Source organism: Streptomyces sp. BYX5S (assembly GCF_054724165.1).
Window position 1 is genome coordinate 7598797 of sequence record NZ_CM138829.1, and the last position, 12700, is coordinate 7611496.

General features: G+C 71.8%; 10 protein-coding genes. 6 read left to right on the forward strand and 4 right to left on the reverse strand.

Annotation, left to right across the window (positions count from 1 at the left end):
* Nucleotides 1-25: 25 nt before the first annotated feature.
* From ACYBSK_RS34280 to ACYBSK_RS34295, 4 genes are all read left to right on the forward strand, one after another.
* Nucleotides 26-883 (forward strand): SDR family oxidoreductase, encoded by an 858-nt coding sequence (locus tag ACYBSK_RS34280; RefSeq protein WP_460244411.1) that lies wholly within the window; start codon nt 26-28, stop codon nt 881-883.
* A 132-nt stretch (nt 884-1015) separates the two neighbouring features.
* The gene (gene rarD / locus ACYBSK_RS34285; protein WP_460244412.1) at nt 1016-2029 is read left to right on the forward strand and encodes an EamA family transporter RarD; all 1014 of its coding nucleotides are present in this window, start codon (nt 1016-1018) and stop codon (nt 2027-2029) included.
* Nucleotides 2026-2475: a VOC family protein gene (locus tag ACYBSK_RS34290; protein WP_460244413.1), complete on the forward strand. Its 450-nt coding sequence runs from the start codon at nt 2026-2028 to the stop codon at nt 2473-2475. The genes rarD and ACYBSK_RS34290 overlap by 4 nt, the downstream gene beginning before the upstream one ends.
* 244 nt (nt 2476-2719) lie before the next feature.
* Nucleotides 2720-4321 carry an SLC5/6 family protein gene (locus tag ACYBSK_RS34295; RefSeq protein ID WP_460244414.1) on the forward strand — a complete coding sequence of 534 codons (1602 nt, stop codon included), beginning with the start codon at nt 2720-2722 and terminating at the stop codon, nt 4319-4321.
* Nucleotides 4322-4345: 24 nt separating this feature from the next.
* Here the strand turns inward: ACYBSK_RS34295 and ACYBSK_RS34300 are convergent, their stop codons facing one another.
* From ACYBSK_RS34300 to ACYBSK_RS34315, 4 genes are all read right to left on the reverse strand, one after another.
* Nucleotides 4346-5236 (reverse strand): ABC transporter permease, encoded by an 891-nt coding sequence (locus ACYBSK_RS34300; protein WP_460244415.1) that lies wholly within the window; start codon nt 5234-5236, stop codon nt 4346-4348.
* Nucleotides 5223-6167 (reverse strand): ABC transporter ATP-binding protein, encoded by a 945-nt coding sequence (locus tag ACYBSK_RS34305; protein ID WP_457481136.1) that lies wholly within the window; start codon nt 6165-6167, stop codon nt 5223-5225. The genes ACYBSK_RS34300 and ACYBSK_RS34305 overlap by 14 nt, the downstream gene beginning before the upstream one ends.
* Nucleotides 6168-6249: 82 nt before the next feature.
* Complete coding sequence (locus tag ACYBSK_RS34310; protein ID WP_460244416.1) at nt 6250-7476, reverse strand: LolA family protein; 1227 nt, start codon at nt 7474-7476, stop codon at nt 6250-6252.
* A 301-nt stretch (nt 7477-7777) separates the two neighbouring features.
* The gene (locus ACYBSK_RS34315) at nt 7778-8788 is read right to left on the reverse strand and encodes a polyprenyl synthetase family protein (RefSeq protein ID WP_457481138.1); all 1011 of its coding nucleotides are present in this window, start codon (nt 8786-8788) and stop codon (nt 7778-7780) included.
* A 215-nt stretch (nt 8789-9003) separates the two neighbouring features.
* On the opposite strand from ACYBSK_RS34315, the gene ACYBSK_RS34320 reads away from it, so the two are divergent.
* On the forward strand, nt 9004-10500 hold the full coding sequence (locus tag ACYBSK_RS34320) for a peptide MFS transporter (protein ID WP_460244417.1): 1497 nt from the start codon (nt 9004-9006) through the stop codon (nt 10498-10500).
* 9 nt (nt 10501-10509) lie between these two features.
* A complete protein-coding gene (locus tag ACYBSK_RS34325) occupies nt 10510-12516 on the forward strand; it encodes a CocE/NonD family hydrolase (RefSeq protein ID WP_460244418.1) in 2007 nt (668 codons plus the stop codon).
* Nucleotides 12517-12700 lie beyond the last annotated feature (184 nt).

A 12700-nucleotide genomic window follows, 5' to 3' on the forward strand; every position in this document is an offset into this window, starting at 1 on the left:
CCGCCTCATCAGGGAGATTTCAGACATGAGCTACGTAGTCACCGGCGCCACCGGCCACCTCGGCCGCCTCGTCGTCACCGGCCTGCTCGACGCGGGCGTCCCCGCCCCGGAGATCGCCGCGGTCGTGCGGAACAAGGACAAGGCCGCCGACCTGGCCGAGCGCGGCGTCGAGGTGCGCGTCGCCGACTACAGCGCGCCCGAGACGCTCGCGGACGCCTTCCGCGCGGGCGACCGCGTGCTGCTGGTCTCCGGCAGCGAGGTCGGACAGCGCGTCCCGCAGCATCAGGCCGTGATCGACGCCGCGAAGGCCGCGGGCGTCGCCCTGCTCGCGTACACCGGCGTGCTGGGCGGCCCGGACGCGGACTTCGAGCTCGCCGCCGAGCACAAGGCGACCGAGCGGGCGATCCTCGACTCCGGCCTGCCGTACACGTTCCTGCGCAACGGCTGGTACCACGAGAACTACACGGAGAACCTGGCCCCCGTCCTGGAGCACGGCGCCGTCGTGGCGAACGCGGGCGACGGCCGGATCGCCTCCGCCTCGCGCGCCGACTACGCCGCGGCCGCCGTCGCCGTACTGACCGGCGAGGGCCACGAGAACACGGCGTACGAGCTGAGCGGCGACGTCGCCTGGTCGCTCGCCGAGTACGCCGCCGAGATCGCCCGGCAGACCGGCAAGGAGATCGTCTACCGCCCGGTCGCGCCCGAGCAGAACCGGGAGATCCTGCTCGGCGCCGGACTGCCCGCCCCGTTCGCCGACATCCTCGTGGGCGTGGACACCGCGATCGAACAGGGCCTGCTCGCGCGCGGCGACGGGGACCTGGCACGGCTCATCGGCCGCCCCACCACCCCGATCGCCGACGCCATCGCCGCGGCCCTGCGCTAGGACCTGTCTCCTCCGGCGGACACCGGCGGATGCGTCAGGACCGTATGCCGATACGTACATGACGGACGGCCCCCGGCGGCGCTACCTTCGTGGGGGCCGCCGCCGGGCTGCCGGGTGTCATGAGGAGGGGTCATGCGGGACGGGGCCGGAGCGGAACCGGGGCTGCGGGGACAAGGGAAGAACGAGGGCCGCATCGGCCTGCTCAACGGGTTCGCGGCCTACGGCATGTGGGGCCTGGTCCCCCTGTTCTGGCCCGTGCTGAAGCCCGCCGGGTCCGGGGAGATCCTCGCCCACCGCATGGTGTGGTCGCTGGCCGTCGTGGGCCTCGCGCTGCTCTTCGTACGGAAGTGGGGCTGGGCCAAGGAGCTGGTCCGGCAGCCGAAGCGGCTGGGGCTCGTCACCGTCGCCGCCGCCGTCATCACGGTCAACTGGGGCGTCTACATCTGGTCGGTGAACTCCGGCCACGTCGTCGAGGCCTCGCTCGGCTACTTCATCAACCCGCTGGTCTCGATCGCGCTCGGCGTGCTGCTCCTGAAGGAGCGGCTGCGGCCCGCGCAGTGGGCGGCCGTCGGCACCGGATTCGCCGCCGTCCTCGTCCTGGCCGTCGGGTACGGGCAGCCGCCGTGGATCTCGCTGGTGCTGGCGTTCTCCTTCGGCACGTACGGGCTCGTGAAGAAGAAGGTCAACCTCGGCGGCCTGGAGTCGCTCGCCGCCGAGACCGCCGTGCAGTTCCTGCCCGCGCTCGGCTACCTGGTGTGGCTGGGGACGCAGGGCCGGTCGACGTTCGGGACGGAGGGCGTCGGGCACGCCGCACTGCTCGCCTCGGCCGGTCTGATCACCGCGATCCCGCTCGTGTGCTTCGGGGCGGCGGCGATCCGCGTGCCGCTGTCGACGCTGGGGCTGCTCCAGTACCTGGCGCCGGTGTTCCAGTTCGTCCTGGGGATCTGGTACTTCCACGAGGCGATGCCGGCCGAGCGCTGGGCCGGGTTCGCGCTGGTGTGGCTGGCGCTGGCCGTGCTGACCTGGGACGCGCTGCGCACCGCGCGGCTCAACCGGGCCCGGCTGGCCGAAGCGGCCGCGCAGGCGGCACGCAATGCCCCAACTTCCCCTTACAAGGACGACGTTCGGCCTATAACTGAGGCATGACTCTGCACTGGAAGCTCGTCGTCGACGCCGCCGATCCGCACGCGCAGGCCGAGTTCTGGGCCACCGCCCTCGGCTACGAGATCGAGGACAACGCCGCACTGATCGAACGGCTCCTCGGGTTCGGCGCCCTGAGCGAGGCGGACACCGTGACGCGATGGGGGCGGCGGGCCTTCCGCGACCTCGTCGCCGTGCGCCACCCCGACGACACGGTGGACGCCGACACCGGCACGGGGCTCGGCCGCCGCATCCTGTTCCAGCGGGTGCCCGAGGCCAAGAGCGGCAAGAACCGGCTGCACATCGACGTGCACGCCGAGCCGGGCCGGCGGGCGGCCGAGACCGAGCGGCTCACCGGCCTCGGCGCGCGCGTCCTGGACGAGGTCAAGGCGCAGGGCGGCGAGTGGACCGTCATGGCCGACCCCGAGGGCAACGAGTTCTGCGTGCAATGACCCGTTCGCACCGTCGGCCCGACCGGGCCGACGGTCACCAACTCTTCGCGGAATCCCCTCTGTTCACCACGGGGCACCCCTCCTAACCGTCGGTAACGTGTGTTCGACCGTCCGGGCGGTCGATGCCGAAGTCGCGTCCCGCCCGCGCCTTTGTCACTCGTTCTGCTCCTGGAGGAGCCTTGACCTACGGACGCCTCCCGGGCGCCTGCACCGCCCCGCGCCCGGACCACGGAGGCGGTGCCTGATGGGGGACTTCAACGGCGGGCTCACCGCCTCCCTGCTGCTGTTCCTGCTCTTCATCGGCGCCTGCCTGTTCCTGTCGATGTGGGCCAGCCCCGACCTCCGCGTCGGCGACGAGTTCTTCCGCGTCAGCGAGCGCAACCGGCTCGGGGCCCGCCTGATCGGGCTCGCCTACGCCGGTGACATCGCGAACGCCGCCGCGGTCATGTTCCTCGTCGGGGTCGTGGCCGTGGCCGGCGGGGACGGGGTGGCCGTCGCCACGTGCGCGGCACTGTCACCGCTGCTGATGCGGCAGTGGCTGGCCAAGCGCCTCGCGGGCATCGGCGGACGGTCGTTCGGCGAGACCGTCACCCGTCATCTGCCCCCGGGGCCCGGCCGCCGCGCCGCCGGCTTCGCCCTGCTCACCGCGACGGTGCCGCTGATCACCGCCCAGTTGCAGCCCATCGGCGACACGGCCCGGATGGTCGGCATCGACGACCTCGCGACCCGGCAGATCCTCATCGTGCTGATGGGCGCCCTGATCGTCGCCTGCGCGGCGATCGGCGCCACTCGGGGCGCGACCGTGCTGCAACTCGTCAAGATCGGCGGGCTGATGCTCATCGCCCCGATCCTCGGCCTCCTGGTCGTGATCAGGTTCGGCGGCGACTTCGGCGCGATCGTCCACGCCGCCGACCAGCACCGGACCGGCTCGGCCGGCTTTCTGGAGATGGGCCAGCTCTTCGGCAACGGCCCCATCGGATTCATCGACCTCGCCGCGTTCTGCTCCTGCGTCCTGACGGGCGCGGCCTTCATGCCGTACCTCATCGCGCGCTTCACCGACGCCCCGCACCCGGCCGCCGCACGCCGCGTCGCGGGCGTCGGCTTCGCCGTCATCGCCCCGCTGTGCGCCATGGCGGCCCTCATCGGCTTCGGCGCGGCGGCCCTCGTGCCCCAGAAGGACCTGGTGGCGCAGGGCCAGTTCGGCGGCAACATCATCACCCGCCTCGCCATCGCCCTGGACGGCGACGACGGGCTCGGCAAGTGGCTGCTGTTCGGGCTCTGCACCACCTTCCTGACGGTCCTCGCGGCCGCCTCCGTCCTCCTGCTGTCCACGGCCGCCTCCGTCGTCCGCGACCTCGGCGCCGGCGGCCCGACGGCCAAGCCGCAGGGGCTGAAGGCCGACGGCACGAAGAGCATCAGCGCGGGCCGCGCCCGCCTGACCATGAGCGTCGTCGGCGGGGTGAGCATTCTGCTCGCCGCCCTCACTCCCGACGTCAGCCCGATGTTCTGGCTGGTCCTGTCCTACACGGTGACGACCTCGTCGGTCCTCCCGCTCGTGATCCACTCGCTGCGCAGCGACCGCCCCATGTCCGCGGCTGCCATGAAGCGCTGCGTCTACGGGAGCACGGCGGCGATCCTGGTCGCCACCTTCTTCTCGCCCTCGGTCTCGGGAAATCCGTACGCGGTCTTCCCCAACCTGGACTGGAGCTTCTGGCCGTTCTACTCCTCGGTCCTGGTGAGCGCCCCCGTCGGCTTCCTGCTCGCCCGGCCCCGCCGCGGCGACCGCGTGCCGCAGCGACCGGCTCCGGCCGAGGCCGAGGCCCCGTACCCGCTCAGGACCAGCTGACCGGCGTCCCCCGTGGGGCGCGGTTCACGCCGTGATGTCCTTCGCCGTGAACCGCGCCCACGCCGCCGAGCCGAACACGGCCGCGTACAGCGCCTGCAACCGAAGGTTCTCGACCACGTCGTCCCAGTACAGCGGCTCGCGCATCAGGTCGGCGAAGGACAGCCACTCGTGCGAGAACAGGTACGGCTGGATCGCGTGCAGCTGCGGGATCTGGTCGAGGATCTGGACGGTGATGAGCAGGCCCACCGTCGTCGCCATCGCCGCGATCCCGCTGCCGGTCAGCGTCGACACGAACAGGCCCAGCGCCGCGATGCCGATCAGGGACGCCGCGACCACCAGCGCTATCAACAACGCCCGCCACAGCCCCTCGCCGAACCCGATCCGGGTGCCGGAGATGGTGACCACGTCGCCGAGCGGGAACAGCAGCGCGCCCGTGACGAGCGCGGAGACCGCGACCACCAACGTCGCCACCAGGCAGAAGGCCAGCACCGTCGCGTACTTCGTGAGCAGCAGGCGGGTCCGGCCCGCGGGCGCGACGAGTAGATAGCGCAGCGTCCCGGAGTTCGCCTCGCCCGCGACGGCGTCGCCCGCGACGACCCCGACCGCCATGGGCAGGAAGAACGGCAGCGTCGCGGCGAGCGCCGTGAACACCAGGAACAGGCCGTTGTTGGTGATCTGCGCGATGAACGCGGGCCCACCGCCCTCCGGCCCGCCGCCGCCCGCCGCGTCCCCGCTCGTCTCGATCCTGACGGCCACCCCGATGAGGACCGGCACCCCGGCCAGCACCGCGAGCAGCGCGAGGGTGCGCCAGCGGCGCAGGGTCATGGTCAGCTCGCTGCGCAGCAGGCCGAGCGTCCACAGGGCGTTCGGCCGCTCCTGTGCCCGCGGCGCCCGGAGCGTCTCAACCCGCGACATCGAACCCCTCTCCCGTGAGCGCGACGAACGCGTCCTCCAGCGAGGCCCGCTCGACGCCGAAGCCGCGTACGCGTACGCGCGCGACGACCAGTGCCGTGTTCAGATCCGCCAAGTCCGTCTCCGGAGGCGGCGGTTCGGCCGTGACGAGCTCGTCCGTGGTGTCGAGGACGGTCAGGCCGTGCTCCTTGAGGACGCGGGCGGCGTCGGCCGGGTCCGGGGTGGTGACGGTGAGCTTCCCCCGGACGCCCGCGGAGAGTTCGCCGACCGGCCCCTGGATCAGCAGGCGGCCCTTCGCCATCACCGCGGCGTGCGTGCAGACCTGCTCGATCTCGTCGAGCAGGTGCGAGGAGAGGAAGACGGTGGTGCCGTCGGAGGCCAACTCCCTTACCAGGCCCCGGATCTCGCGCATGCCCTGCGGGTCGAGGCCGTTCGTCGGCTCGTCGAGGACGAGCAGACGGCGCGGAGTGAGCAGGGCGGCGGCGAGCCCGAGCCGCTGCTTCATGCCGAGCGAGTACGCCTTCGCCTTCTTGCCCGCCGCCGACGTGAGCCCCACCCGGTCGAGCGCCTGCCCGACCCGCTCCTTGCGGGTGCGCGGGTCGGCGGTCGGGTCGGCGGAGTCGTAGCGCAGCAGGTTCTCCCGGCCGCTGAGGAAGCCGTACAGGGCGGGCCCCTCGATCAGCGCGCCCACCTGCGGCAGCACGGTCCGCGCCGCGCGGGGCATCGGGTGGCCGAGGACGCGGGCGGACCCGGACGTCGGCTCGATCAGGCCCATCAGCATCCGGATGGTGGTGGTCTTGCCCGAGCCGTTCGGCCCGAGGAAGCCGAAGACGGCGCCGCGCGGGACGCTCAGACTGAGCCCGTCGACGGCCAACTGCCCGCCCCGGTACCGCTTGCTGAGCTCCCGCGTCTCGATGACCGGCTGCTCCTCCATGCCCCTCCCATGCCTGTGCACATACGAGATGAGGGGGCGGTGGACACCGCCCCCTCATCCCATTGTTGCCCCGGGCCCCGGGTCAGCCCGCGTTCGCCGCCTTGACGAGCGTGTCCTTGGTGACCGCGCCCGCGTAGGCCTTGCCGTCCTCGGTGACCAGGACGTTCACGAGGCGGGTCGAGTAGACGGTGCCGGAGCCGAACTCGCCCTTCACCTGGTCGCCCAGGGAGTCCAGGAACTTCCGCGCGTCCGGCGGCAGCCCGTCCGAGCCCTTGCCCGCGGCGCCGGAGGCGAGGCCACCGGCCTCCTTCGGCAGCTCCAGCTCGGCGACCGAGGTCCAGCCCTCGCCGATGACGTTCAGGTCGTCGAGACCGCCGGCCTTGAGCTCGTCGGGGGCCTCCCCGCGCTCGTTCTTCTGCGCCTTCTTCAGCTCGTCCGCCTCGGTGACCTTCGTCCCCTTCGACGGCTTGAACTCGAAGGTGGAGGCCGCCGGCTTCGAGAAGTCGACCTTGGTGAAGCCCGCGTCGACCACGGCCGCGCCGCCGCCCGCCGGGGTCAGCGAGAACTTCAGCGGCGTACCGGTCTCGGCGTCCACGGACACGGTGACCGCGCCGACCGTCGAACCGGCCTGCTTCGGCTTGATCTGGAGCCGGTAGGCGTCCCGGCCCGCGACCTGCGAGGTGCCGTCGACGGTGAACGACGTGGTGTCGCCGCCCGCCTTGAGGATCTCGTCCGTGAGCTCCTTGGGCGTGGTGGGGACGCCCTCGGGGGTCTTCTTCGCGGCGTCGCCGGAGTCACCGGCGTCCTGGTCGCGCTGCGCGTGGTACGCCTCGTCGGACTTGCTGTCGTAGGCCCACACGTCGTCGCCGTTGTGGATCACGCTGTACTCGGACGCGTCGTCGAGGATGGACAGCTTCTGCTTGTCCGCGCCGTCCGCCGCGACGCGCAGCGTGTGCGAGCCGGTCGCCAGCTCGGTCAGCTTCGACTGCGGGTCGGCCGACGAGCCGCCGTCCTCGCCGCGCTCGCCGCCGCCCATGAGTCCGCCGCCCGCGGCGCCGCCGAGGGAGGGCAGGCCCAGGTCCGTCGTGATCTTCACGGTGCCGGAGAGCTGCTCGGTGTCCGACTTGGCGATCTTCTCGATGAGCTGACGCGCCGTGATGTCCGGCAGGTCCGGGTCGCCCGCGCTGGCGAGCGCCGGAACGAGCCCGATGGTCGCCGCGGCCACCCCCACCACGGCGACGGGGACCGCGTAGCGCACGGCCTTGCGGCGCGTGCCGCTCTCGCTGTCTTCGGATGCGTACGGTGCCATGTCCTTGCCCTACCTCCGTGATCGGCGGCGGCTAACCGTCCTGTGCACTCGTCCAGTCTGCGTCCACCCCGAGCCGCCATTCTCACCCGGATTGGTCTGGAGTGGTGTACCCAATCTGACCAAATCGGCCACACGGAAGCGTCAGACCCCGGGATCAACTCCGCGTACGCCTACGGGATGACGCCGAGCGACGGCACCCACCCCGACCCGTAGGGGACGACGCCGCCGAACGGTGACACGCATCAAGCCCCTCCGGCGATCGAGGAGCGGGGTCCGGGGCGGAGCCCCGTGGCGCGAGCCGTCACCCGGCCCGGTGCACCACGGCGTCGCACAACTCCACCAACGCCCTCTTCGCCTCGCACTCCGCCAGCGGCGCCAGCGCCGCCCGCGCCTCCTGCGCGAACCGCACCGTGTCCCGTCGCGCCACCTCCAGCGCCGGGTGCACCCGCAGCCGCGCCACCGCCTCGGCGAGCCGCTCGTCGTCCCCGAGGTCGGACTCGAGGAGCTCGACGAGCTCCTTGTCCTCCGCGAGCCCGAGCCGCTCCGCCCGCTCCCGCAGCCGCAGCACCGGCAGCGTGTCGATGCCCTCGCGCAGGTCCGTGCCGGGCGTCTTCCCGGACTCGTGCGAGTCGGACGCGATGTCGAGCACGTCGTCGGCGAGCTGGAAGGCGACGCCGAGCCGCTCCCCGTACTGGGTCAGCACGTCCACGACCGTCTCGTCGGCCCCGGACATCATCGCGCCGAAGCGGCACGCCACGGCGATCAGCGAGCCGGTCTTGCCGCTGAGCACGTCCAGGTAGTGGTCGACCGGGTCCCGCCCGTCGGCCGGTCCGGCCGTCTCCAGGATCTGGCCGGTGACGAGCCGCTCGAACGCCTCCGCCTGGATCCGCACGGCGTCGGGGCCGAGATCGGCGAGGATGTGCGACGCGCGCGCGAAGAGAAAGTCCCCGGTGAGCACGGCCACCGAGTTGCCCCAGCGCTGATTGGCGCTCGGCACCCCGCGCCGCACGTCCGCCTCGTCCATCACGTCGTCGTGGTACAGCGTCGCGAGGTGCGTGAGCTCGACGACGACGGCGGAGGGCACGATGCCCGGCGCGTACGGGTCGCCGAACTGGGCCGCGAGGGTCACGAGCAGCGGCCGGAACCGCTTGCCGCCCGCGCGCACCAGGTGCTGGGCGGCCTCCGTGATGAAGGGAACCTCGCTCTTGGTGGCCTCGAGCAGTCCCTCCTCGACAGCCGTCAATCCGGCCTGGACATCGGCTTCGAGAGCCTGGTCCCGCACGCTAAGACCGAAAGTCCCGACGACGGTCACGAGTGGGTCTCCTGTCTGCTGACGATCACATGGCGAACTCGGTCGATCATTCGGTCGATGACACGGTTTGTCGATGTGTCGCTGCCATCACTCAAGTCAGCGTATCCGGTCCCGTTTCGATCACAGGTGGCGCCCGCCCGAACACCCCGGACCAGGCGGGTTCTGGACACCACCGGTATGTTCTTGATCAGCACAGACGACCTGGAGTACGCACTTTGTCCCGCACAGAGAACGACACGGGCAGCACCCCGCCCCCCGGCGACGACACCGCCTTTTTCGGCCAGCCGAGGGGGCTGCTCACCCTGTCCGGCCTGGAGGTCTGGGAACGGTTCTCGTTCCTGGGCATGCAGGCCATCCTCGTCCTGTACTTCGCCGACACCGTCGCGCACGGCGGCATGGGCATGGACCCCGGCAACGCGGCCTCGGTCTCGGCGGCGTACGGCACGCTCGTGTACCTCGTCTCGGTCGCGGGCGGCTGGCTCGCCGACCGGATCCTCGGCTCGTACCGCGCCGTCCTGTGGGGCGGCATTCTCATCGCCTGCGGACATTACGCGATGGCGGTGCCCACGCCGACCATGACGTGGGTCGGGCTCGGCCTGATCTCGGCCGGTACGGGCCTGCTCAAGCCGAACGTCGCCTCGATGGTCGGCAAGCTGTACCGGACCGACGACGAGCGCCGCGACGCCGGTTTCGCGCTCTACTACATGGGCATCAACATCGGCGCCTTCGCGGGCCCGCTGATCACCGGCTGGCTCGGTGACCACCAGGGCTGGCACTGGGGCTTCTCGGCCGCCGCCGTCGGCATGACACTCGGCCTGATCCAGTACGTCGCCGGGCGGCGCCACCTGGCCGGGCGCACGGACGCCGCCGAGTACGCGCTGCCGCCCGAGGGGATGCGCCGGGCGGTGCGGATGATCATCGTCGGCGCGATCGTGGTGGCCGCTCTCGCGGTGGTCCTCGCGACGGCCGGCTGGCTCACGATGGATCGTTTCGTCGACGTCCTCACGTACATCTCGGTGATCGCGCCGGTCGTGTACTTCGTGGTGATGTTCAAGAGCCCCCGGGTGACGGCGGAGGAACGCGGCCGGCTGCGGCCCTACCTGGTGCTCTTCCTCGCCTCGGTCGCCTTCAACTTCATCCTCTTCCAGGCGTACTCGACGATGATGCTGCTGGCCGCATCGAACGCCGAGACGACCATCCTCGGCTTCGAGTTCCCCGCCAGCTGGTACGCCTCCGCGCTCGGCGCCTTCGAGGTGGCGCTCGCGCCCGTCGTGGCCGCCGTGTGGGCGCGGATGGGCCCGCGCCAGCCGCACGCCTCCAACAAGATCGCGATCGGCGTGATCCTGGGCGGTCTGTCGTTCCTGCTGATGGTGCTGCCCACCTCGGGCCACAGCGACGGCACGTACAAGATGGCCGCCTGGTGGATCGTCGGCTCGTACCTGCTGCTCGGGCTCGGCGACATCCTCCTGGAGACGTCCGGCATGTCCGCGACGACCAAGCTCGCCCCGCAGGCCTTCGCCAGCCAGACCATGGCTCTGTGGTTCCTCTCGCTCGCACTCGCGAACGGGATCCAGGCCCAGGTCGTGAAGCTCTACGGCCAGGTCTCCAACCCCGCGTACTTCGGCGTCAACGGCGCCATCGCGGTCGCGGTCGGTATCGCCGTGATCGCCCTGGCTCCGTGGCTGCGCCGCACCATGCACCCTGTTCACTGAGGTTCTCCCATGAGCACGACTCCCAAGATCCAGACCGAGTTCCCGTTCGGGACGGTCCGCGAGGACATCCGCGTACCCCTGTCGGACGGGACCACGCTGTTCGCCCGCGTCTGGCGGCCGGTGACCGACGAGCCCGTCCCGGTGCTCCTCGAATACCTCCCGTACCGGCTCTCCGACTGGACGGCGCCGCGCGACTGGCAGCGGCACCCCTGGTACGCGGGTCATGGCTACGCCTCCGTGCGCGTGGACGTGCGCGGGCACGGCAACAGCGAGGGGCTGCCGACCGACGAGTATTCCGAGACGGAGCTCGCGGACGGCGTCGAGGTCGTGCACTGGCTCGCCGCGCAGCCCTGGTCGTCCGGCAAGGTCGGCATGTTCGGCATCTCCTGGGGCGGATTCAACTCCCTCCAGATCGCCGCGCTCGCCCCCGAGCCGCTGAAGGCCATCGTGACCGTCTGCTCGGCGGACGACCGCTACGACAACGACGTGCACTACATGGGCGGCTCCGTGCTCGCCGTGGACATGCACGCGTGGGCGGCGACGATGCTGGCGTTCGTCTCCCGCCCGCCGGACCCGCGGTACGTGGGCGACGCGTGGAAGGACATGTGGACGACGCGTCTCGAAGCCGTCGACCCGTTCATCCACACCTGGCTCGACCACCAGACCCGTGACGACTACTGGCGGCACGGCAGCGTCTGCGAGGACTACTCGGCGATCAAGGCGGGCGTCCTCGCGGTCGGCGGCTGGCACGACCCGTACCGGGACACGGTGCTGCGCCTGGTGGAGAACCTGCCCGACGACCAGGTCCGCGGCCTGATCGGCCCCTGGTCGCACCAGTACCCGGACCGCGGCCTGCCGCCGGGCCCGGCGATCGGCTTCCTCCAGGAGACGCTGCGCTGGTGGGACCACTGGCTGAAGGGCGACGACACCGGCGTCATGGCGGAGCCGAAGCTGCGCTCCTGGATCAGCGACTCGCACCCGCCTGCGACGGTCTACGACCAGCTGCCGGGCCGCTGGGTCGGCGACCCCTCCTGGCCGTCCCCGAACGTCGAGAAGGTCGCATACGCCCTCCAGGGCCCGCCCCAGATCGTCCGCTCGCCGCAGCACACGGGCCTGGACGCGGGCCGCTTCTTCCCGTTCGGCAACGACGCGGACCTGCCGCCGGACCAGCGCGAGGAGGACGCCAAGTCGGCGTGCTTCGAGTTCGAGGTGCCGCAGGAGGTACGGGTCCTCGGGCGGCCGCGCGTGACGCTGCGGGTGACGTGCCCGGTGGAGCGCGGACAGGTCGTCGCCCGCGTGTGCGACGTGGCGCCGGACGGCTCCTCGACGCTGGTGACGCGCGGCGTGCTGAACCTGTCGTCGCGCCGGGGCCGCGCGGAGAACGTGCCGTGGGAGCCGGGCACCACGGAGGACGTGGTGTTCGACCTGAACGGCATCGGCCACGCCTTCCCGGCCGGTCACCGCATCCGCCTCGCGGTCTCCTCGGCGTACTGGCCGTGGATCTGGCCGCAGGCGGGGTCGGAGGCCGGGTTCACGCTGGACCCGGCGGGCAGCGCGCTGGAGCTCCCCGTGCGGGGGCCCGAGGCCGGCGGGGAGGTCTCCTTCGCCGCGCCGGAGCAGTCGGAGCCGCTGGGCGTGGTCTACCCGGAGACCCTGGAGGGCCCGCGCCCGGAACGCCTCGTCGTACGCGACGTCGCGGCGGGCGAGTGGCGCCTGGAGGTCGACCCCCGGTACGGCGGCACGCGCGTGTACCCGGACGGCCTGGAGTTCACCGAGGACGCGACGGAGACGTACGTCATCGACGAGTCCGACCCCCTCTCGGCCCGCACCCGCTCCGACTGGTCCATCCGCCTGCACCGCCCCGACGCGGCCTGGGACGCCCGCGTCTCCACCCGCTCCGAAATCACGTGCACCGCAACGGAGTTCATCACGTCCAACGAGGTCATCTGCCACGACGCCGACGAAATCGTCTTCCACCGCACCTGGAACCACCACATCCCGCGCACGGCGGGCTAGCCCCTTCAGCCCCTGGCCCATTCAAGCCCCTGCGGCGATTGAGCAGCGGGGTCCGGGGCGGAGCCCCGATCTTTCAGCCCCTGCGGCGCTTGAGCAGCGGGGTCCGGGGCGGAGCCCCGAGGCCGCCCCCACGGCACCGCCCGCCTCAATCGCCGGCGAGGCTCAGTCACCGCCTGAGGAGCGG